This is a genomic window from Acinetobacter sp. 766875 (genome assembly GCF_000582055.1).
Classification (GTDB): Bacteria; Pseudomonadota; Gammaproteobacteria; order Pseudomonadales; family Moraxellaceae; genus Acinetobacter; species Acinetobacter nosocomialis.
The window spans coordinates 164,503-190,918 of the sequence record NZ_JEXX01000003.1; the positions used below are offsets into that span (position 1 = coordinate 164,503).

The 26,416-nt window shown below is 38.1% G+C and carries 26 protein-coding genes and 1 tRNA gene; 13 read left to right on the top strand and 14 right to left on the bottom strand.

All coding sequences use genetic code 11. The features are described from left to right. Positions 1 to 61: 61 nt before the first annotated feature. Both rng and J576_RS19535 read left to right on the top strand, forming a co-directional pair. Positions 62 to 1,516, top strand: coding sequence for a ribonuclease G (gene rng / locus J576_RS04875; RefSeq protein ID WP_004712131.1), 1,455 nt, complete (start codon positions 62 to 64; stop codon positions 1,514 to 1,516). A 141-nt stretch (positions 1,517 to 1,657) separates the two neighbouring features. Beyond that, positions 1,658 to 1,831 (top strand): PA1571 family protein, encoded by a 174-nt coding sequence (locus tag J576_RS19535; protein ID WP_001103036.1) that lies wholly within the window; start codon positions 1,658 to 1,660, stop codon positions 1,829 to 1,831. 29 nt (positions 1,832 to 1,860) lie between these two features. Here the strand turns inward: J576_RS19535 and J576_RS04885 are convergent, their stop codons facing one another. Both J576_RS04885 and J576_RS04890 read right to left on the bottom strand, forming a co-directional pair. After that, a complete protein-coding gene (locus tag J576_RS04885) occupies positions 1,861 to 3,246 on the bottom strand; it encodes a WS/DGAT/MGAT family O-acyltransferase (protein WP_002051325.1) in 1,386 nt (461 codons plus the stop codon). 172 nt (positions 3,247 to 3,418) lie between these two features. Beyond that, positions 3,419 to 4,153, bottom strand: a complete 735-nt coding sequence (locus J576_RS04890; RefSeq protein WP_002051388.1) for a phosphoadenylyl-sulfate reductase — start codon at positions 4,151 to 4,153, stop codon at positions 3,419 to 3,421. Between the two features lie 184 nt (positions 4,154 to 4,337). On the opposite strand from J576_RS04890, the gene thrH reads away from it, so the two are divergent. After that, complete coding sequence (gene thrH, locus J576_RS04895) at positions 4,338 to 4,955, top strand: bifunctional phosphoserine phosphatase/homoserine phosphotransferase ThrH (protein ID WP_002051289.1); 618 nt, start codon at positions 4,338 to 4,340, stop codon at positions 4,953 to 4,955. Positions 4,956 to 5,013: 58 nt separating this feature from the next. Here the strand turns inward: thrH and J576_RS04900 are convergent, their stop codons facing one another. Together J576_RS04900 and J576_RS04905 are read right to left on the bottom strand one after the other, a co-directional pair. Next, on the bottom strand, positions 5,014 to 6,519 hold the full coding sequence (locus J576_RS04900) for an outer membrane protein transport protein (protein ID WP_002051542.1): 1,506 nt from the start codon (positions 6,517 to 6,519) through the stop codon (positions 5,014 to 5,016). A 598-nt stretch (positions 6,520 to 7,117) separates the two neighbouring features. Then, a complete protein-coding gene (locus J576_RS04905; RefSeq protein ID WP_002051318.1) occupies positions 7,118 to 7,816 on the bottom strand; it encodes an NAD(P)H-dependent oxidoreductase in 699 nt (232 codons plus the stop codon). Between the two features lie 157 nt (positions 7,817 to 7,973). On the opposite strand from J576_RS04905, the gene J576_RS04910 reads away from it, so the two are divergent. Further along, complete coding sequence (locus tag J576_RS04910; protein ID WP_025467921.1) at positions 7,974 to 9,029, top strand: helix-turn-helix domain-containing protein; 1,056 nt, start codon at positions 7,974 to 7,976, stop codon at positions 9,027 to 9,029. A 32-nt stretch (positions 9,030 to 9,061) separates the two neighbouring features. Here the strand turns inward: J576_RS04910 and J576_RS04915 are convergent, their stop codons facing one another. After that, a complete protein-coding gene (locus J576_RS04915; RefSeq protein ID WP_002051380.1) occupies positions 9,062 to 10,042 on the bottom strand; it encodes a fatty acid desaturase family protein in 981 nt (326 codons plus the stop codon). Positions 10,043 to 10,149: 107 nt separating this feature from the next. Continuing rightward, positions 10,150 to 10,950: a PaaX family transcriptional regulator C-terminal domain-containing protein gene (locus J576_RS04920; RefSeq protein WP_002051306.1), complete on the bottom strand. Its 801-nt coding sequence runs from the start codon at positions 10,948 to 10,950 to the stop codon at positions 10,150 to 10,152. A gap of 344 nt (positions 10,951 to 11,294) precedes the next feature. On the opposite strand from J576_RS04920, the gene J576_RS04925 reads away from it, so the two are divergent. The 4 genes from J576_RS04925 to hchA all read left to right on the top strand — a co-directional run bounded on the left by J576_RS04925 (position 11,295) and on the right by hchA (position 15,287). Then, positions 11,295 to 12,113: an undecaprenyl-diphosphate phosphatase gene (locus J576_RS04925; protein ID WP_002051555.1), complete on the top strand. Its 819-nt coding sequence runs from the start codon at positions 11,295 to 11,297 to the stop codon at positions 12,111 to 12,113. Between the two features lie 158 nt (positions 12,114 to 12,271). Next, positions 12,272 to 13,165 (top strand): AraC family transcriptional regulator, encoded by an 894-nt coding sequence (locus J576_RS04930; protein WP_025467922.1) that lies wholly within the window; start codon positions 12,272 to 12,274, stop codon positions 13,163 to 13,165. A 46-nt stretch (positions 13,166 to 13,211) separates the two neighbouring features. Next, on the top strand, positions 13,212 to 14,210 hold the full coding sequence (locus J576_RS04935) for an NAD(P)H-quinone oxidoreductase (protein WP_002051532.1): 999 nt from the start codon (positions 13,212 to 13,214) through the stop codon (positions 14,208 to 14,210). A 201-nt stretch (positions 14,211 to 14,411) separates the two neighbouring features. Beyond that, on the top strand, positions 14,412 to 15,287 hold the full coding sequence (hchA, locus tag J576_RS04940; RefSeq protein ID WP_002051103.1) for a glyoxalase III HchA: 876 nt from the start codon (positions 14,412 to 14,414) through the stop codon (positions 15,285 to 15,287). A 13-nt stretch (positions 15,288 to 15,300) separates the two neighbouring features. Here hchA and J576_RS04945 read toward each other — a convergent pair. Next, a tRNA-Arg gene (locus J576_RS04945) sits at positions 15,301 to 15,373 on the bottom strand. Between the two features lie 313 nt (positions 15,374 to 15,686). On the opposite strand from J576_RS04945, the gene J576_RS04950 reads away from it, so the two are divergent. After that, positions 15,687 to 15,941 carry a TIGR03643 family protein gene (locus J576_RS04950; RefSeq protein WP_004705831.1) on the top strand — a complete coding sequence of 85 codons (255 nt, stop codon included), beginning with the start codon at positions 15,687 to 15,689 and terminating at the stop codon, positions 15,939 to 15,941. Between the two features lie 85 nt (positions 15,942 to 16,026). Here the strand turns inward: J576_RS04950 and J576_RS19540 are convergent, their stop codons facing one another. Beyond that, complete coding sequence (locus tag J576_RS19540; RefSeq protein ID WP_416201988.1) at positions 16,027 to 16,209, bottom strand: DUF2256 domain-containing protein; 183 nt, start codon at positions 16,207 to 16,209, stop codon at positions 16,027 to 16,029. After that, positions 16,172 to 17,695, bottom strand: a complete 1,524-nt coding sequence (locus tag J576_RS04955; RefSeq protein WP_033855521.1) for a cryptochrome/photolyase family protein — start codon at positions 17,693 to 17,695, stop codon at positions 16,172 to 16,174. The genes J576_RS19540 and J576_RS04955 overlap by 38 nt, the downstream gene beginning before the upstream one ends. A gap of 288 nt (positions 17,696 to 17,983) precedes the next feature. On the opposite strand from J576_RS04955, the gene nudC reads away from it, so the two are divergent. Then, the gene (gene nudC, locus J576_RS04960) at positions 17,984 to 18,763 is read left to right on the top strand and encodes an NAD(+) diphosphatase (protein ID WP_002051231.1); all 780 of its coding nucleotides are present in this window, start codon (positions 17,984 to 17,986) and stop codon (positions 18,761 to 18,763) included. A gap of 96 nt (positions 18,764 to 18,859) precedes the next feature. Here nudC and J576_RS04965 read toward each other — a convergent pair whose 3' ends face one another. Next, positions 18,860 to 20,215, bottom strand: coding sequence for an amino acid permease (locus J576_RS04965; RefSeq protein WP_004885437.1), 1,356 nt, complete (start codon positions 20,213 to 20,215; stop codon positions 18,860 to 18,862). 379 nt (positions 20,216 to 20,594) lie between these two features. On the opposite strand from J576_RS04965, the gene prpF reads away from it, so the two are divergent. The 3 genes from prpF to J576_RS04980 all read left to right on the top strand — a co-directional run bounded on the left by prpF (position 20,595) and on the right by J576_RS04980 (position 23,281). Beyond that, positions 20,595 to 21,782, top strand: a complete 1,188-nt coding sequence (prpF, locus tag J576_RS04970; protein WP_002051115.1) for a 2-methylaconitate cis-trans isomerase PrpF — start codon at positions 20,595 to 20,597, stop codon at positions 21,780 to 21,782. Positions 21,783 to 21,941: 159 nt separating this feature from the next. Further along, a complete protein-coding gene (locus tag J576_RS04975) occupies positions 21,942 to 22,853 on the top strand; it encodes a polyprenyl synthetase family protein (protein ID WP_002051424.1) in 912 nt (303 codons plus the stop codon). A 59-nt stretch (positions 22,854 to 22,912) separates the two neighbouring features. Further along, complete coding sequence (locus tag J576_RS04980) at positions 22,913 to 23,281, top strand: MmcQ/YjbR family DNA-binding protein (RefSeq protein ID WP_002051278.1); 369 nt, start codon at positions 22,913 to 22,915, stop codon at positions 23,279 to 23,281. Between the two features lie 69 nt (positions 23,282 to 23,350). Here J576_RS04980 and J576_RS04985 read toward each other — a convergent pair whose 3' ends face one another. The 4 genes from J576_RS04985 to J576_RS05000 form a co-directional block, all read right to left on the bottom strand. After that, entirely contained in the window at positions 23,351 to 24,205 is an 855-nt protein-coding gene (locus J576_RS04985; protein WP_002051299.1) for an SPFH domain-containing protein, read from the bottom strand. A gap of 28 nt (positions 24,206 to 24,233) precedes the next feature. Next, the gene (locus tag J576_RS04990) at positions 24,234 to 24,695 is read right to left on the bottom strand and encodes an NfeD family protein (protein ID WP_002051439.1); all 462 of its coding nucleotides are present in this window, start codon (positions 24,693 to 24,695) and stop codon (positions 24,234 to 24,236) included. A gap of 105 nt (positions 24,696 to 24,800) precedes the next feature. Further along, a complete protein-coding gene (locus tag J576_RS04995; RefSeq protein ID WP_002051298.1) occupies positions 24,801 to 25,718 on the bottom strand; it encodes a patatin-like phospholipase family protein in 918 nt (305 codons plus the stop codon). A 67-nt stretch (positions 25,719 to 25,785) separates the two neighbouring features. Further along, positions 25,786 to 26,412, bottom strand: a complete 627-nt coding sequence (locus J576_RS05000; protein WP_004885444.1) for a lysophospholipid acyltransferase family protein — start codon at positions 26,410 to 26,412, stop codon at positions 25,786 to 25,788. Positions 26,413 to 26,416 lie beyond the last annotated feature (4 nt).

The following is a 26,416-nucleotide window of genomic DNA, read 5'->3' on the forward strand; positions in this document are numbered from 1 at the left end:
AGCGACATTAACAGTCCCTCTGACTCTTTAATAAAAATTTTATAATGCTTTGAGTTTATGTATGTCAGAAGAACTACTTATTAATGTCACACCTATGGAGTGTCGGGTGGCATTAATCGAAAATGGAACTGTTAATGAGCTGTATGTTGAACGTACAGTGAAGCGAGGACTTGTCGGCAATATCTACAAAGGTAAAGTTGTCCGCGTGCTTCCGGGCATGCAAGCGGCTTTTGTTGATATCGGATTATCTAGAACAGCCTTTTTGCATATTAATGATATGGTTTGGCCTCGGTCACAGCCAACTCCCAATGTTTTTGAATTACTTCATCCAGGGCAAATTCTGACCGTTCAGGTGATGAAAGACATGCTCGGTACCAAAGGTGCACGTCTAAGTACAGATCTTTCTATTCCTTCTCGCTATTTAGTTCTTATGCCGTATGGTAACCATATTGGTGTTTCACAGCGTATTGAGTCAGAAGAAGAGCGCGAACGCTTACGTAATATCATCGAAGGTATTCAGGCAGAGCATAATCTACCCGGTAGTGTGATTGTCCGTACTGCTGCTGAAGGCGTAGATGATGCTGAGATTGCACAAGATATGTGTTACCTCAGCAAGCTATGGGAATATATCCAGCGTAAACAAGTGGATGTTGCAGTTCCTTCTTTAATTTTTGAAGAACTACCACTACCACAACGAATTATTCGTGATTTGGCAAGCGAAGAAACAGCAAAGATTTATGTCGATTCGAGAGAAATTCACGGCAAACTGCGTGAGTTTGTAGATGAATTTGTGCCGAATATGCAAAGTCGCCTGATTCATTATCCGGGTGAACGTCCATTATTCGATCTCTATAACGTCGAAGAAGATATTCAAAAAGCTCTACAAACACGCGTTGCTCTAAAGTCTGGTGGTTATCTAATGATTGACCAGACTGAGGCCATGACTACCATTGATGTCAATACAGGGTCATATGTCGGTGGTCGTAGTCTCGAAGACACAGTCTTTAAGACTAATATGGAAGCGACTCAGGTGATCGCACGTCAGCTCAGACTAAGAAATCTGGGCGGTATTATCATTATTGATTTTATTGACATGCAAGAAGCCATTCATCGTGAAGAGGTGATGCGTCAATTTGAAAAAATGCTTGAACGTGATCACGCCAAAACCAAAATCACACAGGTGTCTGAACTTGGCTTAGTCGAAATGACACGTAAAAGAACTCGTGAATCATTAGAACACTTGTTATGTGAGTCTTGTCCAACGTGTCAGGGGCGTGGTTTTGTCAAAACGGCAGAGACAGTGTGTTACGAAATATTTCGAGAGATATTACGATATACGCGTGCATTTGAGTCTACGAGTGGCTTTACTGTCGTTGCTCATCCTTCTGTAATTGACCGATTATTAACGGCAGAAGCCCCTGCAGTGGCTGATTTAGAGCACTTTATCAACAGAGTTATTAAATTTCAGGTCGAAAATTTATATACGCAAGAGCAATACGATATCATTTTAAGTTAAAGTTGTAACAAGATATCGCTTAATCCTTGTTACAACTGAAATTTTACTTTCATTCATGAATTTTAAATACTACTTGCATACAGTAGCCGTAGACGTTCTCCCTGTTTAAAACGTCTTAGCAAACAATAAGAGGTATAACCCATGAATGTAAGTGAAAACCTAATTAGCAACGGTCTTAAACATGTTTTAGAAAGCACGCCAGTAAATAGCTGCTATATGTTGAATGACCAAGGTAAAGAAGTACCGATTACAACTGCGATGATCCGTTCAGTATGTCATCAGTTGCTTAACCAGTGCCGCGCAATTAAAAAATAAGGGGCCATTTCAAAGCCCCTTAATTTTTCTTAACTTGCTGAATGATGTTTCAGCTGTTTTTCCTCAATAATTTCTTCAAACCGTTGAATCTCATCTTCAAGATGGGTTAAAAGGTTTTGCATCTTAGGTAAAGCATTTCGACATGCTGTTAAACCCACTTCAAGCTTATCCAGATAGCTTGTCATCGTAATATTAAGCGCTTGCCCATCCATGACTATAGAAGCAGGGTAGAGCGCATCTAATTTCGCACCATTCCAATAAAGTGGCTCACGTGGGCCAGGTACATTAGAAATGACTAAATTGAATGCCTGACGCTTAGGGAGCATTCCAGACATAATGTTTAGACCTGCTGGGCCATAAACTACAGCGCTATAGTTTAAAATCTCATTTGCAGTCATTCGGCTAAAGCGTTGCTTTGAATTTTGCATACTACGACGAATAATTTCGAGTCGTTCTAGAGGCTGGTCTTTATGGGTCCCCAAATTCGCTAGAATCATCGTAATGCGATTACTTACGTCAGAGTCATCTGTACGCAGTGAAGCGGGCACCATCGCAATAAGAGGCTTTTTAGGCAAGCTATTATGACTAATCAGGTATTCACGTAATGCCCCAGAACATACAGCAAGTACGACGTCATTAATGGTCACACCAAGCGCTTTAGAAATCTTTCTAAGGCGACTTAATTCAAAAGATTGAGCTGCAAAGCGACGTGAAGCGCTTACGCGTTGATTCAAAATTGAAACTGGCGCCTGAAAAGTCGATACATAGTCAGGATTTTTCCCCATTTCTTTAAAGATGGTTTGTGATAACTCATGCATGACCTTCGGAGTAACTTCAAGCTGTGACTTGATGCCTCCTAAAATACTTTTGATTTTACTAGTACTTGGTTTTGGTACTTTTAAGCGTTTTGTTCTTTTACTTTCTACGCACCAAAGTGGAACCACATGTTTTTCTTCCGGTGTTTTTGATAGAGACTTTTCAATTAAGCGCATACCCGCAACGCCATCTACCATGGCATGATGTATCTTAAAGTACATCGCGAAACGATTACCTTCGATCCCTTCAATAATGTCGCAGGTCCACAGAGGTTTTGCACGGTCAATTAAAGAGCTGTGCTGCTGCGAAATATACACGAGTAATTCACGAATTCGACCAGGGTGAGGCAAGGCAATATGGCGGAAATGATGATCGATATCGAATTCTTCATCTTCATCCCAAAATAAGCCATTTAAACGGTTATTAAAGGGAGGGACAGGAATACTTTTTGATTGGCGAATTTCTTCTACTAAATCACGAACAAAAGTTTCAGGGGCATTTTCAGGAATTTCAAATAAAAACAATCCGCCAACATGCATCGGTTGTTGTCTTTTTTCTAACGATAGAAAAATAAAATCAATAGGGTGTAATGGACGCATAACTCGTTGTGCCTCATGCTTTTTTCTAAGAAGCCCTTAACTGAGCTCTTATTAGAATTATAGAACCGTAAAATTTAGTATATAGCGTTTATTACAGATTAAATATGACTTAGTGTACGAGATATAACTGTAAAAAAAACCACTGATTCATCAGTGGTTTTTTTATACCAGACTATTTTTTTAAGTTGCCTGCATGTAAGCCACATTCTTTTTGTGTTGCTTCTTCCCACCACCAACGGCCTTCACGTTCATGCTGGTTTGGAAGTACTGGACGTGTACATGGCTCACAGCCAATAGAAACAAAACCACGCTCGTGTAGAGGGTTGTATGGAATTTCCATCATGCGGATGTAACTCCACACATCGGCACTAGACCAGTTCGCAAGCGGGTTATATTTAATGAGTTGCTTACCTGGTCCTGAGAAACCAGCATCTGCTTGTACCACCGGAATTTCAGTACGTGTACCCGGACTTTGATCTTTACGCTGGCCTGTAATCCAACCATCTAAAGTCGCAAGTTTCTTACGTAAAGGCTGAACTTTTCGAATACCACAGCACTCTTGGTGTCCATCTTTAAAGAAGCTAAATAAGCCTTTTTCATTCACCATGCTTTGCACAGCTTCAGGTTCAGGGAAGCAAATCTCGATATTAATATTGTAGTGTTTACGAACAGTTTCAATAAATTGATAAGTTTCAGGATGCAGCCGCCCAGTATCAAGACTAAAAACACGGAAGGGTTTACCTAAACGTGAAGCCATATCAATTAAGACTACATCTTCTGCTCCAGAGAACGAAATTGCGATTTCACCTTGTTGGCTTAATGCAAGCTCTAAAATCTCACGTGGGCTTTTAGCTGCATATTCAGCCGCGAGAGCATCAACGATATCAATAGTCGGAATAACGGTCATGGGTGTTCCTGGCAAAAGGCTTGGGCGCATTGTGTTATGAAAAATATTCTAAAGGATAGTGAATAAATTGCTTAGCACTTTAATTTCGATCCTTATGAATAAAATTGATTTGATCAATAACAACGCAAATCTGAAAATCTTAATGGTATGATACAGCAATTTTTAACCAACGTTGGAAGCATTCATGGAAATCGTATGCCTAGATCTTGAAGGAGTTTTAGTTCCTGAAATCTGGATCAATTTCGCAAAAAAAACAGGGATTAAAGAACTAGAAGCAACAACTCGTGATATTCCGGATTATGATGTCTTAATGACTCAGCGTCTGAATATTCTAAAACAACATGGTCTAGGCCTAAATGATATTCAAGAAGTTATTGCTGAGATGGGGCCACTACCAGGTGCAAAAGAGTTTGTTGAATGGGTGAGCAATCATTTCCAACTGGTCATTTTGTCCGATACTTTCTATGAGTTTGCTCATCCTTTAATGAAGCAATTAGGCTGGCCAACAATTTTCTGTCACAAATTAGAAACTGATGAAAATGGGATGATTACAGCTTATAAACTTCGTCAACCAGACCAAAAACGCGAGTCAGTTAAAGCGCTTCACGGTTTAAATTTCCGTGTAATCGCGGCAGGAGATTCATATAATGATACAACCATGCTTGGTGAAGCTGATCATGGCTTCTTATTTGATGCACCTGCCAACGTCATTGCGGAATTCCCACAGTTCCCAGCAATTAATGGATATGATGCCCTAAAAGAAGCAATCCGTTCAGTTTCGCAGCGTAATATTCCTGCTTAAGAATGGATAATAAAAAAAGGCGCTTTAAGCGCCTTTTTTATATGAATGAGTTTGAAACTTAGAATTTATAGCCAAGTTTTAAACCATAGGCGATCGCGTTGTTATCAGAGAATTCTGCAACATATTGATCGCTACCAGCTTGTGCACCAGTTTGTGCTTTAGCATCACCCAACCAGAAGTATTTCACACCACCAGCAATAAATGTTTGTGGAGTAGGGCTATATTGAACGCCTACACCTACGTTCCAGTAACCTTCTGTTGGGCCTAAGGTAGTCACCGGGTTACCTGCGCCAGAATCCCAACCTACAGAGACATTACCTGCCCATTTTTCATTAAGCTTACGACCCACACCAGCATTCACTGTCCATTGATCGTCTGAATATTCAACTAGGTTAAAGCCATTTGGACGACTTGGATCTGCTAATGGTCCAACTACTTTTGAAAGTTGACCGAATTTATATGGTTGAATTGAGAAGTCTTTCCAGTTCACCCAGCGTACATTGGCAAACGCAACCGTATTAGCCATGATACCAGTCTGGAAATCAAAGTTTACTGATTGAGGAGTCGTGATTGTTGTATCTGCTGAACTATTAGCAATTGCCGCTGCCGCCGCATCTTGTCCTAAAAGTGATAAAGCTGAAAGTGTAGGGATTTTTTCGCGAATATTTACGTCATGATCAATTTCAGAACGATATGTTAAGGAAGCTTTAAGCGCAATTTCAGGTATTTGATAAGCAACACCAGCTAACCAACCTGCGCCACCTGTTTCTTTAATATCAGCATCGTAACCATTATAAATACTATACGCTTGTCCGCGGAGACTTACATTTCCTTTTACTGTTTGATATACACCACCCGCGTAGATATTCCAGTTTTGATTTGGTTGGAAACCAAACACAAAAGATAAGTTTTGAGTATCAACTTTAACTTTTGTATTACCAGTTCCAAGTAGACCATTAATTTGTTTTATTCCTGCATCTACTTGTGTTGCAACACCTTGTTTAACAGCGGCATCAATAACTGCTTTTTTTGTTGGATCATTATTGTAGGCATTTAGAGTTGCTATATATTGTTGCTGACCTACTTGTGATGTTAAGTCTACTCCTTGAGCTTTAAGAAGTGCGCCTACACGCTGGTCTGCAGTCAAATTATTAAAAGTTGTATTAATAGTGTTTGTGCGGATACTATCTAGGGCTGCTGGAGCTAAAATAGTATTAGATGGGTCAGAAACAAATACGTTTTGACCACTATATTCAGCGTCAGCTCCAAAAGGTTGATCGTAAAGTAAGCCAAAAGAGAACTTATCAGAAAGCTGTAGTTTTAGTGCGGCATTAGGAAAGTAGTAGTCATTTCCCATATCACTAATATTACGGCGTGTTGCACTTACCCCAGCTTCTTTACCCTCTACTGTTGGATCTAAAACAGAAATACCTGCTTCGAAGTAGTTATTTGGTTGTAAGAATGCGGACATTGACTGTCCAGAGCGATCCAAAGCTGCTGCAAAAACCCCAGTTGCAGGCAGCGTTGCTAAAATCATTGCAGTGCTCAGATGTTTTAATTTCATTTTAATCTTTCCTTGAACTTCAAGACATTTTTTTAAAAGTAACAGAGTTAAACCGCTTAAACTGTGTTGCCTTCAAAGCTTTTAATTACAAGTTTCAAAGCTTTGATAACTCCATGTAACAAAAATAGCATAATTACACTAAGAGTAAATCTGTTATATGAACTGGGGAGTACTCATTTTTTATACAAAAAATGTCAATAATGAATGAAATATGGAGAAATATTTACATTATTAAATTATTTTAAATATTTGATATTTATATTTTTTATCTATTATTAATAGATTTTAGATTTATGACATTTTTGTCATAAATCCAAAAAAAATGGCCAAAGATTTTTTTGTAAAAATATGAATTGATTGGTTATGAATTGAGTATTAGTTATCATTTTTACTGGACAAGTCTAGTTTCTCTACATGTGTATATTATTGATTAAGTTTTATATTCTTAATTAATGGGTGGAAATTAAGCAATTTTTTTTACCAATTGATCAATTTTTGGGAGGGTTTAAAGACTAGTTAAGATCTTCTATATTCCAAAGAATAACCAAAAAATGAGAAATAGGTCTGGTTAGTCTGCTTTTAGAGCTAAAACATACCATTAAAGGGGATATAACTTCTCATCAAATTCTTCAAGTTTGGGAAATTTTAAAGGTTCTAGCTGGTCGAGGTGAGTAAGGTACGTTATATAGTCTTCAAGAATGGTTTCTCGTGCCTCTTGGCTAATATAAGGTACATGGTAGGCAATGAATGGTGGAAGGACCTCAAAACCAGTATAAGCCAAGGTGCCGCGTTGAATGGGTGAGAGATAATGTTCAATTGGTCCGTGAATGGAGCTCTCGCCAAACATATGCGTTCTACCGCCCAGTGTTAAACAGAGCATCGCTTTTTTCCCCGCCATACCACCGTGGTTATAAAAACGCTTTCCGCCATAAAAAAGTCCTGAAACGAATACGCGATCAATCCATCCTTTTAAAATTGCCGGGACAGAAGTCCAGTAAAGAGGGAAGTTTAAAATGATCAAATCTGCTCGTTTTACCTTTTCAATTTCCGCTTGGATATCAGGTGCTAAAAGGTTTTGCTTGGCGGCATTACGTTGTTCTAATGCGTAATTGAAATAGTCGGGTTGATTGAGTTCTAAAAAATCCTCTTTGGAAGCTACAGGGTTGAATTGCATTGCATATAAGTCAGAAACTTCTACACGATGACCCAACTTTTTAAAAGTTTGCTGGGCTGTGGTTTTTAATGATGTTGTAAAAGACAGTGGCTCTGGATGAGCATGAACGATCAGAATATTCATAAGGTGACCTGTATTCTTTTCAGAAATTGTGTTGTCTAGTGCAATTTAGCGGGTTTCGTTTTGAACAACTATGCATCAATTTAAAAGCATGGCATAGTTCATGAACTGACAGTTTTTACCATTTGACGCCATATTTATGATTTCTAGTGGACCAAACCTGAACCCAGAATTACCCGGAACTTATATTAATTTATTAGTCGATATGGTTAAGCGTTGGAATATCTCTGCTGAGCAGTTTTTAGATGGAAGTTGCATAACATTAGAACAATTAAACAAACCGTATTGGTATGTTGAATTTAATTTCTTAAATAACTTACTTGAGCATGCGATTCAACTCACTTATGAGCCAGCATTGGCGGGTTATTTGGCTTTGGAAATGAAAGCGTCTTGTTATGGTTCAGTGGGTATGGCGGCCATGGTCAGTACAAATTTGGGAGAGGCCTTAAAAATACTTGAGCAATTTATAGGGGCCCGTTGTGATGCCTTTAAACCTGAGTTAAAACAAGAACAAGATTATATTTACTGGTCTATACACCAGCCTTTGAAAGCTTTTCAGTTGAGTCCAGATGCGACTATTTTTTTGTTATTAGGTTTCGTTCAAATCGCTAAGCATCTCACAGGATTATCTTCTTTAGGTACCGTTAAGTTAAATATGTCTGAACCCGTCGGTTTTTCAAAACTAAAAGACGAATTGTGTGTAGATTGTTTATTTAATGAAAAACAGAATGTCTGGATTTTTCCAAAAGAATATTTATCGCAGCCTATCCTAACGGCCGACCCGATGCTTGCACCTTTACTGAAAGCACAGTGTAAAAAAGATCTCGATAAATTGAAGTTACGCAGCGGATGGAAAGCAGAAGTTAGCCAAGTCATAAAAAAATTATTGATCAATAATCAGGGAGAAATATTAAAAGTTAAACAAGTCGCTCAAATGATGAATATGTCAGAACGTAGCTTACAGCGGTACTTGGCAACCGATAATACAAGTTTCTCAGCATTAGTTAATTTAACTCGAAAGCAATATGCACATCATCTTTTAGAAAATAGTTCGACATCAATTGAAACTGTGGCTTTAAGTTTAGGTTATGCAGATACATCCCATTTCACTCGCGCTTTTAAACGCTGGATGGGAGTGACACCTAAGTATTATCGAACTCAGCTAAAACTAAAAAATTTAGATATAAGTGAATCATCAAGAAGACCACAAAATTGAAAGTGATCTTCTAATATGCCTTAAATTGATGATTATGGTTTCGATGAAAGTGAGTGAATCACTTCAAAATAGCTAGGCGGGACTGGAACATGCCCTCGTTTTCTTAAAACTTTGTGCATACGCGGTAATTTAAAATATGGTACAGAAGCCATTAAATGGTGTTCCATATGGTAGTTTACGTGGATTGGTGCAACAAAACTTCTCGCAATCCATCCAGCTTTGGTTGTTCGAGTATTGGTTAAAGCAGTATTACTGGTTTGCATACCAGCATGTTCTGCCATAGAGCGAATACGTAAAAAAAGTGGAAATGGGGTTAAGTAAGCTAGAGGCCATAACCAATAAAAATGTTGTTGACCAAATGCTTTTAAAACGCCATAAAGTGCTAAATTCGTTGCAATAGCACCTGTACTGTTTTTTGCAATACTCTTTGCATAGTCAACGAAATTTTTATGACTGCGGTCTAGCCAGATTTGATCATTGGCAACAGTCCATTTCATGACATCCAGATCCATTAAAACTCGACCTAAGCTAAACTTTAAGCCAGTCATACCTGTTAAGTCGCGTAAGAATTTACGAGTCAGAGACTTTTTACTGACAGGAAAACCAGCAACTAAAGAAAGATCTGGGTCATCTGGAGTAGAGGTTTTTGCATGGTGACGAACATGGTGTACACGATATTTTTGAAGATCATTCCAAATGGGGCGGGCGCATAGCCATTCACCTACGAAATCATTTATTTTTTTATTTTTGAATAAACTTTTGTGAGATGCGTCGTGCATTAAAATTGCGAGGCATAACTGACGACCAGCCAAGATTGCTAAGGCAAGCATACATGCTAATAATTTACCCCAACTCGGTAAATAATCCCACATCATGATTAAGCTGGCGAATGTTCCGCCAATAACAGCCCATGTGCTGGCAACCGCCCAAGCACCATATGCATCTGAAGGTTCTGTAAGCTCTTGTATTTCTTCTTTGCTAAATAGGTCCGTAACACTTACCTGCGTATTCATTGTTATTCTCCCAAATTAGAGTTCGGTATCTATATTTTTATATTACAAATATAGTCATAAAAAATTAAAAAGTGAAATATTTGTTTGTAAAAAAATAAATCAGATGATTATAGATTTAGTTCTTGTTCATATATTTTTTTCCAAAGTTTTTGGCCGATCGCGTCTAATTGCTGTACATCTTGAGCAAATTGATTACGTGCAGACTCACTTACAAATGGTGCTGGTAATAGGGGATCATTCATGAGTAAAGCAATCGTTTCCCTACCTAAAAGAAGGGCTTTAACTGCGGCATCATTCAAGGAGAGATGAGTATAGTTTTCAAGCCAGTGTGTGATATCTCGACTATACATTTCATAATTTTTTTCGAGTTGTTTGGTATCCCATAAAGAAAAAATTTGCTTAAGCGTTGAGGGTTCGAAATGCTGAATAATACAAATTTTTGCTTCTTTCTCTAGCCCAGCTAAAACAAGCTCCTCACAGGTTTTTTCAAAACTATAAGCTAAATTGTCTGGGCGGATGTAAATACCAGTTTCTAATTCTTTAAAACCAAATTGGCGCAGTACACGTTCACGTTTTTTAAGAGCAGTTCGGTCTATACGGCCCAGTGTGCCTGTAAATACAGCAAGATAATGTTGCTGCCATTCTTTAGTTTGTTTAATACCATTTTTACGATTGAGTATTACTTTTGCCCAATCTTTCGTAGAAGGTGAAAGTTGATAAATTCCGCGTTCTACGCTTTCAATCATACCTTCATTTAATAAACGGGTTGTCGCAACTCGAATACCGTTTTCACTTAAGTTAAACAGTTTGGCAGCCACCAAAATTTGTTTAATCGTAAGTTGAGGGTAAGCAGAGGAAAGAAAGAGATCGATAATCAGATGACGTGCGTTGATTTTAGTATTTTTCATTCTGTTTAAATTTTAAATATAAATGACATATGCTTGAAATAATATCATGTTTGTTTGATGTTTTAAGATGGTTTCTTGGCTTGCTTAAGTTTAAGAGCTTTTATTTATAACTAGAAGACGATTTGTTTTTGATTAGATTTTATCTTTTTACGATAGTTAACCTAAGTTTGTCATAATGATGTGATACATTATTGCACTTTAAATAATCGGTCTTTAATTAAAGGCAATAACCAAAATGCTAGAAATGATCTGATATTGAACATGAGCTTGGCCAAAATGTTGGTTCGTTCATGATATAAAACAAATTTTTAGACCTTTCTAGTGATTAACTTTTTGAGCAAGTGATGGAAAATTTTGAAGTTATAAAAGCACTATTTCTAGGGTTTGTTGAAGGTTTAACTGAATTTTTACCAATTTCCAGTACTGGCCATTTGATTTTATTTGGTCATATTATCGATTTCCATTCAGATGGTGGTCGTGTATTCGAAGTAGTGATCCAGTTAGGTGCTATTTTGGCAGTATGCTGGTTATATCGACAAAAAATTATTAACTTGATTAAAGGCTTCTTTAGTGGCGATGTAGAGTCGCGTCATTTTGCTTTTAGTGTATTAATTGCTTTTTTCCCAGCAGTGATTATTGGTGTTTTAGCCGTCGATTTTATTAAAAGCGTTTTGTTTAGCCCAATTGTGGTTGCGATTGCCCTCATTGTTGGTGCACTGATTATTTTCTGGGTTGAATCTAGACAGTTTGAGCATAAAACACTAGATGCGACAAAAATCACGTTTAAGCAGGCACTTTTAGTCGGTCTTGCTCAATGTGTTGCGATGATTCCGGGAACTTCTCGTTCAGGTGCGACAATTGTAGGCGGGATGTTTGCAGGTTTATCACGTAAAGCCGCAACAGAATTTTCGTTCTTCCTTGCAATGCCGACCATGTTAGGGGCAGCGACATTTGACTTAATTAAAAATGCTGATGTGTTGACCTCAGACAATATGATTAATATTGGTGTTGGTTTTGTTGCAGCATTTATTGCAGCTTTATTTGTAGTAAAGGCACTGGTACTTTTTGTTGAACGTCACACTCTACGCGTATTTGCTTGGTACCGTATTGTGCTCGGTGTCATTATTTTGATTGCAGCAATGTTCTTTAACTTATCTGCTTAATCATCAGATTGAATGTAAAAACCTAGAATCTTCTAGGTTTTTTTATGCCTAAAAATAGCTTTAACTTGCTTATTTATACAAAGTACTACCAAGAAACGCTTTTTCCTTTTAGTTTGATTGATATAGTAAATCTTAAATAGCCTGTAAAAAATAAAGCAATGCAACAGAATGATCTGATGAAAAGTTTGGTAGAGGCTTTTTTATATTTAGCTCCTCAAGAAGGGCTATATCCCACCTATATTTCAAATATCACTCTTATGAGGGTTGATCATTCCACACAGCCTGTTGCTGTATTACAAGAGCCTTCAATTGTTTTAGTCATACAAGGCGTAAAGCGTGGTTATATCGGAAAAGAAACTTTTCAGTTTCAACAAGGCCAGTGTTTACTCATCTCGATTGCTATTCCTTTTGACTGCGATACATGGGTTGAAAATGAACCGATGCTGGCAATTGCAATTAAGTTTGAAGCGCAAATGATGGCTGATTTAGCCACTAAAATGAACAAAGAGCAGCATTTATCTATAGATGAACTTGAAAAAAGAGATATAAAGCTCAGTTGTGGTTTAAATATTATAGAAATGAACTCTGTTATATCTGAAGTTGCTTTACGTTTGTTGCATTTACTTCGTTCTAAACAAGACACCGCAATATTAGGAGAGCAGATAAAACGAGAACTCATTTATCGGGTTTTGCAGGCGGGGAGCCGTGATTTAATCGAAAATCTTTCGGCTATGATAAGTCGAAATAGTGTGATTTATACAATTTGTGAAATTATTCAAAGAGATTACTATCACAATTTAACGGTTCAGGAACTTGCTAAACAAGCAGGAATGAGTGTCTCTCTTTTTCATCAAGCGTTTAAGAAAGTCACGAACTATTCTCCATTACAGTACATTAAGATTACTCGATTACATAAAGCACGTGATTTAATCCTAAATAATCAAATGGGTGTTGCGGAAGCTGCCTATCAGGTAGGGTATGTAAGTGCCTCACAGTTTAGTCGAGAGTTCAAACGGCTGTTTGGAGTTCCCCCTAAATCTTCAATGAATTAAAGTAAATCAATACATTTAAAATATAAACCAAACATGGAGCATATCAATGAGTCTTCCAACAACCATGAAAATTGTTGAAATTACGGTTCCTGGCGGACCTGAGGTCTTAAAACTTCAAGATTCAGATGTTCCAGTTCCTCAAGCAGATGAAGTGTTAATTGAGGTAAAAGCTGCTGGAATTAACCGCCCAGACGTATTGCAGCGTATGGGCTTATACCCAATGCCAAAAGGTGTTACGCAAATTCCGGGTCTTGAAGTCGCTGGGGTCGTAGTTGCTGTAGGTGATCAAGTGCAACACTTCAAAGTTGGAGACAAGGTTTGTGCTTTAACCAACGGTGGTGGTTATGCAGAGTATTGTACTGTCACTGCAACGCAAGTACTTCCCATACCTGAAAATCTAACATTTACTCAAGCTGCTGCAATTCCGGAAACATTCTTTACAGTTTGGGCAAATCTGTTTGATATCGGCCGTTTAAAAGAAAATGAAACAGCACTGATTCATGGTGGGGCAAGTGGTATTGGGACCACCGCTTTAGCGATTTGCCATGCTTTAGGGATTAAAACTTTTGCTACAGTTGGAAGTGAAGATAAAGTTGAAGCACTCTCTAATTTAACAACTGCAATTAACTATAAAACCCAAGATTTTGAGCAAGAAATTTTGAAACACACCCAAGACCAAGGTGTTGATGTGATTTTGGATATTGTGGGTGGTTCGTATTTCTCGAAAAACTTAAATCTATTAAAGCGTGATGGTCGACTGGTCATTATTGGTTTTATGGGAGGGCGAATTGCAAAAGAATTTGATTTACAAAAACTGATTTTAAAACGTGCAACGATTACTGGCTCAACCATGCGAGCACGTAATAGCCAAGAAAAAGCACAGATTGCTCAGTCCTTACATGAACATGTATGGCCGCTCTTAGCTCAAGGCAAGTGTTTACCGCAAATCTATAAAACCTATGATTTTTCAGATGTACAAAGTGCCCATGCATGTATGGAGCAAGGTGACCATATTGGAAAGATCGTTTTAGAAATCAATACCTAATTTAATCTGTGACAGTTTAGGTGAACGGCATGTTTGCCTAAACTGAAATTTATAATTATTAATTGTGCCTATTTCTATATAAAAATTGCCAAATTCTATTGGCGTGTTGCATCAGTTTCTTGATCTAAATATACATGTACTAAGAAATAATAACTGGCTTAAAGCTGTTATTTCGTTCTTCAATTCTAAAGGATGGTAACAATGAATACCCCAGCATCAAATGATAAAAATCCAACTCCAGATTTGGCTGAAGATAATGCGTTCTTCCCATCACCATATTCACTGAGTCAATATACTTCTCCTAAAACAGATTACGATGGCACAACCTATCCAACGCCGTATGCGGGCAATAAAAAGGTTTTAATGATTGCAACTGATGAACGCTATATCCAGATGCAAAACGGTAAGTTCTTTTCTACTGGAAACCATCCAGTAGAAATGCTTTTGCCAATGTTCCATTTAGATAATGCCGGATTTGAAATTGATGTTGCGACACTTTCCGGTAATCCAGCCAAACTTGAAATGTGGGCAATGCCAAAGCAAGAGCAGGTGGTATTAGATACTTTCCATAAATATGCAGATAAACTAAAAAATCCACTAAAACTTGCCGATATTTTAGAAAATGTAGTAGGGGAAAACTCACCATATGCAGCTGTATTTATTCCGGGTGGGCATGGTGTTTTAGCTAAGATTCCACATAGCTTAGATGTCAAAAAAGTTCTGAAATGGGCAGTTGAACAAGACAAATTTATTATTACGTTATGTCATGGTCCAGCTTCGTTATTGGCTGCGGCAGTAGATGAACAACCTGAGAATTATATTTTTAAAGATTATCAAATTTGTGTATTCCCTGATTCATTAGATAAGGGGGCAAATATTGATATCGGTTATATGCCGGGAACTTTACCGTGGTTAGTCGGTGAGAACCTTGAAAAATTCGGTGTAAAGATTCTGAACACTGGTATTACAGGTCAATGTCATAGAGATCGTAAATTATTAACGGGGGATAGTCCGCTTGCTTCTAACAATTTGGGCAAGCTTGCAGCTGAAACATTGTTGGCTGAAGTGAAGGATTAATTTATTCAATATGTGCGCCCTGCGGGACTCGAACCCACGTCGGTCGCTTAGGAGGCAACTGCTCTATCCAGTTAAGCTAAGGGCGCATAATTTTATGATTATAAACAAAAAAGCTATTGCTAAGGCAATGGCTTTTTTCATGTTTTAGGTACTAAAAATTTTGTCATAGTGGTTAATAAAAAGTTAAACCAATCAAAGGTTTTATAATTATTCATGTCTTATATAAAAAATAGAGTTTATAAAGCTAAAAAATCACAAAAAATTCATGTTTGCCTTTTTATGATCTGAAGCAAAACACGAAAACATTCAAGGCAAGCGATCGGGTAAGTGAAGCTATTTTCAGAAGGTTGTTTGTTAAAGAATCAGATTTGGCTACAACATAATTTAAAAGGGCATAACATGAAAAAAATTGATGAACAGGACCTATCTAGAATTATTGAAATGGCATGGGAAGATCGAACCCCATTTGAAGCAATTGAGCGAGAGTATGGCTTACGTGAAAGTGAAGTTATTCGTTTAATGAGATATAACTTAAAATCGAGCAGTTTTAAACTCTGGCGTAAGCGTATGGCAGGGCGTAAAACCAAGCATCAGCAATTACGTTCACCAGAAGTTGAAAGAGCTTACTGTTCTCGTCAGTATAAATATGCTTAAGACCATCAAATATAATCCATTGAAAGACAACTGATTCAACAATGAAGAGTAGTGTTGAATCAGTTAAAACAACCCGGTGAAATATTTACTTATTCGAGCGAGCCTGTCGTTTACATCTTTCAGAGCAATATTTTACTTCTTCCCAGCAACGCTCCCATTTCTTTCGCCAGTTAAAAGAGCGTTGACAAGAAACACATATTTTCTGGGGCAGATGCTGTTTTTTCATGATCTTAAAGCTCATCAAGTTGATGAATAAGTAACTTTGCATGCTTCATGACAGAAGCTTTATCTTTCATACGATCAAGGTTTTTGTAGACCATCGACATTCTGGGATTCTGACGAAATATGGGCTCATACTGGCTCATAAAATACCAATACAAACTGTTAAATGGACAACTGTCTGGTTCAGTTTTGGTTTTGACGTTATATGTACAGTGCTGACAATAATTTGACATTTTATATATGTAATTACCTGATGCAGCATAGGGTTTACTTGCCATGATGCTGCCATCTGCATACATGGCCATGCCTAACGTATTCGGTAATTCGACCCATTCATAAGCATCTACATAGACAGCTAAATACCATTCGCAAATTTCTGATGGCTTTACACCTGCTAAAAGCGCAAAGTTGCCTGTAATCATTAAGCGCTGAATATGGTGGGCATAGCCATGTTCAAAGGTATTTCTGAAACACTCGGCCATACATGCCATTTTTGTGTTACCCGTCCAGTAATATTGTGGCAGCGGCGTGGTGGCATGAAGGGTATTTTGATTGCTATAGTCAGGCATAGATAACCAATAGATTCCACGCACATATTCCCGCCATCCTAAAATCTGTCGAATAAATCCTTCTACTGCATTTAAGGGGGCCTGTCCGTTGTAATAGGCTGTTTGAGCAGCGTCACATATCTCTTTAGGTAATAATAATCCACAATTTAAATAAGGCGAGGGCAGACTATGAAACATAAAGTCTGAACCATAAACCATAGCATCTTGATAATCGCCAAAGTGGGGTAGGTTGTTAGAAATAAAATCATCTAAAGCAAGCAAGGCATTTTGACGGGTAGTTGCCCATTGAAAGGAATTGATATTGCCGATATGTTGAGAAAATTCTTTCTCGACCAGTCGAATAACATCTATATCAATTTGATCATGCTCAAACGCTAATTTTGGTGGCAAAGGTGGATCGCCTGACCATGCTTTTCGATTGGCTTGATCAAAGTTCCATTGCCCGCCTATGGGTTGTTGGTCATACATTAAATATTGAGTTTGCTTGCGCATTTCTCGGTAAAAGTATTCCATTCTTAGCGTTTTATATTTCTTTGCCCATTGCTTGAATTGTTCTACGGTACAAAAGAAGCGATCATCTTCTAAACAAATAACAGATAGTTTTAGTGAGTTAGCCCATGAACTTTCGATTTCATGCTGCAAACGATATTCACCACATTGGGTAATGACGAGAGCATTTGCCGAGAAGTGTTGCTGCTGCAAAGCAATAAAGTCGACTAACTTTTTTATATGACTTTCGCGCTTAAATGTGTGATAACGGATTTTCCAGCCCTGTGCTTTTAATTCTTTTGCAAAGTGCCGCATTGCACTAAAAATTAGCGCTATTTTTTGTGGATGATGGGCAACATAAGATGTTTCCTCAAGCACTTCAGCCATCAAAATAATGTCTTCATTTCGGTTTAAATACTTGAGCGTTGCGAGTTGGTGATTTAATTGATCACCCAGAATTAAACCAAATCGCATATTTTTGCTTCATGAGATGGAACTAAAACTAGTCTAAATTTTCAGAGATCAATTTTATGTGAAGCAGTGCTTCTAAGTTCATCACTGGTCAGTTAGCTATAAAGTCATAGATATAACTTAAAAACATAGCATGCGTGAATAAAATGTGATTTTAATCAAAAAGATACAAATTAAATAAATTGAAAATGTTTGTCAGTATGCGTAAGATTTTTGAAAAATATGTTTTAAGTCTGATCCTTTTGAAGGAGCTATAGAGGCCGTCGAAAGGTTCTTCACTCGAGTATATAAATGGATACCGACAACCTTTCTATTGCTTATATTTTTCAGCAGCAACAACTTTTGGTTGATGCGAATTTTAATCTGCCTTGCCTTAAACAGCAGGAACATGATTTACATATACAAGCAGACCCTCAAGTAATAGCAAGAGATTTCCAAGAAGGTGAACCTATACCAAATGGATATCAATTCATATCTATTCGCCAACTCTTGCAGTATTGGACTAAACCGCAATTTGAACAAGCGAGTCGTGCTTTTCAGTTACTCGAGTGGCGTCGTAATCATCAGTTTTGTAGCCGTTGCGGACATAAAACCCAGCAGCATAAGACCGAATATTCTATGACTTGTCCTCTATGTAATTTCAGTCAATATCCTAGAGTTAACCCTTGTGTGATTACTATTATTACACGTGGAGAGAACGAGATTTTGCTGGCTAAAAGTGCCAGAAATACGAGCCAGATGTACAGTTTAATCGCTGGCTTTGTAGAGGTAGGGGAAACCTTAGAAGATGCTGTGCGACGTGAAACATTAGAAGAGGTTGGATTACACATTAAGAATATTCAGTATTTGGCGAGTCAACCATGGCCATTTCCGAGTAACCTAATGTTGGCCTTTAAAGCCGAATATGAAGCGGGCGAAATTGAAATTCAGGAGAAAGAGCTCAGTGATGCTCAGTTTTTCAAATTTGATCAGTTACCCGAAATACCATTTAAAGGTAGTATTGCGCATGCAATGATTATGCACGCTATTCATGGCACACCTGTGGCTGATGATACGAAACATTGGCTCTAAACAGATATCACTATAAAACTTTAATCTTATCGTCTTACACAAAAAAGCCATTGTCTAGACAATGGCTTTTTTGTGTTTTAAGTACAAGCGTTCAGATTATTGTTCTTTAGCATTAAGTACTTTAAATAAAATAAACATAAGAACGATCCAGATCGGAATCATCATCACAGACTCTTTAAAGCCTTGGCTCCACATGATGTAGAGGACAACAGCAATAAAACCTAAAACCAAATAGTTACTAAATGGTGCCCAAAGTGCAGGGAAGTGAGTTTTTTGACCGAGTTTTTTCATTGCTGATTTAAACTTAAGGTGAGTCATACTGATCATCGCCCAGTTTAATACCAATGCGCCAACTACAATGTACATTAAGTGGCTTAGTGCGTTTTCAGGTACAAAGTAATTTAAAAGAACACAGCCAAAAATGAGTAATGCAGATAATAAAACTGCTGGTACAGGTACACCTTGTTTATTTACTTTCTTGAAAATTTTTGGCGCATTACCTTGTTGAGCTAAACCGTAAAGCATACGGCTATTGGCAAACATCCCACTGTTATAAACAGAAAGGGCAGCGGTTAAAATAATAAAGTTAAGTAAGTGTGCAGCCCAACCAATACCCATTTGACTAAAAATCATAACAAATGGACTTTTATCGAGACCGCCAAGGTCTAATTGGTTCCATGGCACTAAAGAAAGTAAAATTGCCAATGAACCGATATAGAAAATCAAGATACGGAAAACAACTTGGTTAATTGCTTTTGGAATGGTTTTTTTCGGATCTTTTGCTTCTGCCGCAGCCATACCAATCAGTTCAATACCACCAAAGGCGAACATCAAGAAAGCCAACATGTAGAACAGGCCACTAAAGCCATTTGGAAAGAATCCACCATGTGTCCAAAGGTTGCTAAATGAAATGCTTGAACCTACATCTGCTGTAAATAGCAAATACAGTCCAAAAACAATCATTGAGATAACCGCAACAACTTTAATAATAGCGAGCCAGAATTCGGACTCACCATAAAATTTGACGTTTGTTAGGTTAATTGCCGTAATCACGACAAAGAAAAATAAGACAGAAGTCCACGCTGGAATATGAGGCCACCAATAATTAATATATTTGGCTACCGCAGTAAGTTCGCTCATCGCGACCAGAACGTAGAGTATCCAATAATTCCATCCAGCTAAAAATCCGGGAAATTTACCCCAATATTTATAAGCAAAATGGCTGAACGATCCTGCAACAGGTTCTTCAACAATCATTTCTCCCAGGTGGCGCATAATTAAAAAAGCAATTAAGCCACCAATGGCATATCCTAAAATAATGGATGGTCCCGCAGATTGAATCACTTGCGCCGAGCCTAAAAATAATCCGGTACCAATTGCTCCACCCATAGCAATTAATTGGATATGTCGATTTTTTAGTCCTCGTTGCAGTGTAGAAGATTCGTTGGTCAAAGGTCTTCACTCACTATGAATAAGTAAATTATTCTAATAGATGGATTTATTTTAGCCTAGACTACAAATTAACAAGCAGTGACTGAAAAGTAACACTAAAAAATATTTAAAATCATTAACTTGCTTTTAATAATTCAAAAATGATTGAAAAATATTCTAAAAATATATTTTTTGATAGACTCTTTTTTTCATGATTTTGCTGAATTCGGTCATTGCGAGCATTAATCTAAATTCTCAAAATAAGTCTGCGTCAATACGATTGATGTATAAAAGCATAACGCTATCTCTAGATCATAAAACGATTTAAGATGAAGTGGATGACTAAACAAGTCTGTTTGTTTCGAGATATAAAAACACAATAGTAAGGATAACAGTTGATATGAGCTCAGTACCGCAAATTAAAATTCCAGCAACTTACATGCGTGGTGGAACCAGTAAAGGCGTATTTTTTAAACTTGATGATTTGCCGGAAAGAGCTCAGGTGGCAGGTCAAGCAAGAGATCAACTCTTACTACGTGTCATTGGTAGCCCAGATCCTTATGGAAAGCAAATTGATGGAATGGGTGGAGCGACTTCAAGTACCAGTAAAACCGTTATTCTCGCTAAAAGCACACAGCCAGATCACGATGTAGACTATTTATTTGGACAGGTTTCAATAGATCAGCCTTTTGTGGACTGGAGTGGTAACTGTGGTAATTTAACTGCTGCGGTTGGCTCATTTGCGATTTCAAATGGTTTGGTCGATGCAAATCGAATTCCTGAAAATGGCCTCTGTACTGTTCGAATTTGGCAAAAAAATATTCAAAAAACCATTATTGCTCATGTACCTATCACCAATGGTCAAGTTCAAGAAACTGGTGACTTCGAACTGGATGGAGTGACTTTCCCTGCTGCTGAAGTTCAAATTGAGTTTTTAGACCCAGCCGATGATGGTGAAGAGGGCGGTGATATGTTCCCGACAGGGAATATTGTTGACCAATTAGATGTGCCTGAGATTGGCAGTTTTCAAGCCACATTTATTAATGCCGGTATTCCAACCATTTTCTTAAATGCAGAAGATTTAGGATACCAAGGTACAGAACTGCAAGATCATATTAATGGTGACGCAGCAGCACTAGCACGTTTTGAAAAAATTCGTGCATATGGGGCGGTACAGATGGGTTTAATTAAAGATATTTCAGAAGCAGCTGCACGTCAGCACACACCAAAAATTGCTTTTGTTTCTAAGCCGAAAAATTACACAGCTTCAAGCGGTAAAAACGTTTCAGAAAATGATGTCGACTTACTGGTTCGTGCGTTGTCGATGGGTAAATTACACCATGCCATGATGGGAACAGCAGCGGTAGCAATTGGTACGGCTGCTGCTATTCCGGGCACATTGGTAAATTTAGCAGCTGGTGGTGGCGAGCGTGAAGCAGTGCGTTTTGGACATCCATCGGGAACATTACGTGTGGGTGCTCAAGCTGAACTTACAAATGGTCAATGGGTAGTGAAAAAAGCCATTATGAGCCGTAGTGCACGTGTCTTAATGGAAGGTTGGGTACGCGTTCCGGGTGACAGTTTCTAAAAGTCATTTAAATGAAAAGTCTCTCTACCATGGAGAGGCTTTTTTACTTCTGACATCCATAACTCATCACGCACTTTTTACAGTGAATCGTGTATGATGTAGCACATGAATGTTTCATCACATTCAATAAAATTTCTCTACTGATTTTACGAGGCGACTGTGTCATCACTCTCTCAAGTTAATGCGGATGTTTTAAAACAAGCTCAACAACGTATTCAACAAGATTTATTGACAACACTCGCCGCATTTTCAATTCCTGAACCTTTAAAAAGCGCAGTACACCATGCAGTTATGCTTGGTGGAAAACGTGTGCGCCCAGCTTTGTGTTACGCTACAGCTTCTTTACAAGACAATCCAAATTTTGCTGCGGCTCGCCGTGCTGCAGTTGCGGTTGAACTTATTCATTGCTACTCGCTAGCGCATGATGATTTGCCTTGTATGGACAATGATTTACTTCGTCGTGGTCAGCCAACTTGCCATGTAGCATTTGGTGAAGATACCGCTTTACTTGCAGGCGATATTTTACAGTCGATGGCTTTTGAAGTTTTAGGGAGTCGTTTGTTTGATGAACAAGGACAGGGAACTGATACTGCAATTGTCTTAAAGCAAATTCAAATTTTAGCAACAGCCAGCTCTAAAATGGTTTGTGGACAGGTGTTAGACCTACAAGCTGAAGCTAAACAAATTTCTCAAGATGAACTAGAAAATATCCATCGTAATAAAACGGGAGCGCTTATTCAGGCTGCCATTATGATGGGTGCAGTGACAATTTTCTTTGGAACAGATCAGGCAATTCCGAAATTGCGTCAATACGGACAAGCGATTGGACTGGCTTTTCAGGTGCAAGATGATATTTTGGACATTACCTCAAGCACTGAAACTTTAGGTAAAACTGCGGGTAAGGATGAACAAGTACAAAAGTCGACTTATCCTGCTTTAATGGGACTTGAGCAAGCACAGATTTATGCAAAAGAGTTGCATGACCAAGCTTTTGAGGCTTTAGCGCATTTTGGTGAAAATGCAAAAGAATTAGTTGAGATTTCACAATTCCTTTTAGCACGTACCAACTAATATAAAATCAAATTAATAATCCTGCTTGTATTCATATTCAATGAATAAAGGAGATAAGAATGAATGGTGATCAGCTCCATCAATTTGCAATAGAGCTTGCGTGTAATCTTCCTTTTAGTGAGCAAAGCCAACCCTTTGGACCAGAATGCGACGTCTTTAAAATTTTAGAAAAGGTGTTTTTATTAGTAGGGGAAGGAACGGGCACAAAAATGATTACTGTTAAATGTGATCCATATAAAAGTCAGGAATATCAGGAGCTTTATTCATTTATTATTCCGGGTTACCACATGAATAAAAAACACTGGATTTCCATTACTCCACATAAAAACTTAACTCGGGATTTGCTTCAAGATTTGATTCGCGATTCTTATGACTTGGTTGTAAAAAAGCTCCCTTTGAAAGATCAGAAAAGATTAAACAACCAATAATACTCAATATAAAAACGGCGACCATCAGGTCGCCGTTTTTATTTCAATGACTTATTGAAAGCAGTTAAATTAATTATGCTTTCCCATAATGCCACGGATTGTATTTAAAACATCGGCAGGTAATACAACAGTTTTGGCATTACTCGATTTAGCCATGTCTTGCATTGCTTTAACGTACTGTTCACCTAATAGATAAGCGACAGGTGTTTCTTTATCGCCGACTGCGCTTGTTACCATTTCAATCGCTTTTTGAGATGCTTCTGCTAAGACAACTTGTGCTTCTGCATCACGGCGAGATGCTTCTAAACGACCATCTGCTTCTAAAATTGCAGCTTGCTTTTCACCGTCAGCTCTAGTCACTGTAGCACGACGTTGACGTTCAGCAGCAGCTTGAGCTTCCATAGCAGCTTGCATGGTTGAAGATGGCTGAATATCTTGAATTTCTACAGTTTTTAAAGTGATACCCCAATCCGAAATATCATCAGAAATTGCAGCTTTTAGTTTAGCTTTAATGTGATCTCGAGATGATAAAGCATCATCTAGATCCATTTCACCCACAATAGAACGTAATGAAGTCTGTACAAGGTTTTGAATGGCCCATGTATAGTTTTCAATACCGTACACTGCTTTTTCAGGGGTTGTTAAATTGATATAAGCTACTGCATTCATAAGCAATACAGCATTGTCACGGGTAATCACTTCTTGAGATGGAATATCAAGCACAATATCTTTAGTCGTGACTTTATAAGCTACGTCATCAATATAAGGAATAACGAAGTTCAACCCTGGATTAAGCGTGGAATGATATTTCCCTAAACGCTGAACAATCCATTTATAACCTTGAGGAACAATACGTACCCCTTTAAAAATAGTAACTGCTACAAAAGCCAAAAAGGCTAAAACAATAATGGTACCAACTGGCATGAAAATAACCTCTCTTTATCTTTAATGTTTATGAAGTACTGTGGGGCTGGACAATTAAGTCATTGCCCGAAATATCAATGACACGGACTCGATCACCGACTTTCACAGGGCTAGTGCTGCGACAGTTCCATTCATCGGCCCCTAAAATAGGCATAGGGAAACGGACAATAATTTGGTCATGAGCAAGTCTGGTTTGAATCACCATACCAATTTGTCCAATGGTCGCCTCACGAGGTAAACCTGCTTTAGTTCTATCAATCGACAAGGGTTTAATAAATTTGAACCAAAGAATGGTGCATAACACCGATAAAATAATCCACAATACAATTTGGGTTGTAAGGCTAATATCTGGAAATAACCAATAGAGAAAGCAAACCATAATGGCTGCAATACCAAACCAGAGAGCGGCAAAAGCAGGGATAATCAGCTCAGAAAGAATAAGTAAGATACCCAATACAAACCAGTGCCAAGGTTCTACAACAAACTCCATAGATCTGCTCTTTTATATATCTTTATGATGGGTAAAAGTGATCTCATATCACTTTTACCACTGTAGCAGATGATAGTAAGTGTGGATAGAAAAAAACCACCTCAATTAAAATTTAGGACGTGGAGCTGGCTTAAATGCGGCTGGAGATTTTTTGAAATTCGCTATTGCAGTTTCAATTTGACGAATTTGGCCTTGAGCAGCTTTCTCACCCTCTAAAATAGCTTCATTACTTGATTTTAAATCGAGTGTACCTAAGTGCCCAACTTTAGGTTGGATGACTACGTTTGCTAGTTTTAACTCTTCATTAATACTTTGTTGACCCATAATATTAATGGTTTGATCAAGTAATCCCCACATATTCGCTGGGCGATTTCCTGCTGGACGTGCTGAAATATCAACCGCAATCACAATATCTGCACCCATATCACGTGCTGTTTTTACAGGAATTGGGCTAACTAATCCGCCATCTACGTACTTTTGATTGCCAATAGTGGCAGGGACAAACACGTTTGGAATACTACAAGACGCACGTACTGCTTGACCTGCATTACCTTTAATAAAGTCAGCTTTTTGACCATTATCAAGACGGGTTGCTACTGCTGCAAAACGAATTGGGAATTTCTCAATAGGCTTATTGCCCACGTTACGGTTCACATAATCTTGTAGCTTTTGCCCAAGAATAATACCTTGGCGATTAAGCGTTAAATCACGAATATCCGATTCTTGTAATTTAAGTGCAAGATTTTGGAGCTGATAAGGTGTTTGCCCACTGGCATAGATACTTCCTACAAAACTACCGGCACTTGTACCCGTAACAATTTTAGGTTTAATACCATGTGATTCTAAGACCTTGATAACACCAATATGTGAAAATCCTTTTGCTCCACCGCCGCCTAAGGCAAGTGCAATAATTGGTTCGCGTGCTTTAACTGAAGTGGTCGGTGTTGGTGTTTTGCTGAATTTATCACAGCCGAATAGGGCTAAAGAGATAAATCCGATACTGGCAAATTGAGCAATTTTCATCTTTGAAAAACAATCTATAGCAAGATAAATTAAGATGGCCCATCAGACCAGATTCGCTCAATTTTTGCTAGGTTTTTTTCACAAGATTTTGTAAAGGTTCTGCAAGCCAATTACGATTTTTCGGTGATATTTTTCCATCATAACGCTCAAAAATTTTGGCGAGATCTTCATCATAATTTCCGCTAGGAGTTAAATAGCCTAAGCAGTGAATAGTCTTGCGATCATAATCAAAAGAGAACATCACAATCGGGATATTAGCCTTTGCAGCAATATGGTAAAAGCCACTCTTCATTTTTTTTGCTTTCTTACGTGTGCCTTCTGGCGCCATTCCAATCCAGATTTTGTCATAATCCTGAATGGTTGCAACCACCTGTTCAGTCAGTCCATTGGCAGAGTCACGTTTTACCGGAATAACACCTGCCCAATCTAAAACACGTTTAAAAGGAGGCTTAAATAAGCTGTCTTTACCTAGTACTGTAATTTGAATGCCAAGCCCAAAAATAGCTAAAAAACCATACCAGCCATCAATATTGGATGTATGAGGAGAAATAATCGCTACAGCCTTGGGAAAGTTAGGAACTTCACCTTCTATGGTCCAGCCTTGAGCCAAAAAAAGTTTTTTAAATAATGCTCGACTTAAAGCATTACCACGTTGAGGGACCTGTGGAGGTAGTTTAGGGAAATGTTGTTCCATATTT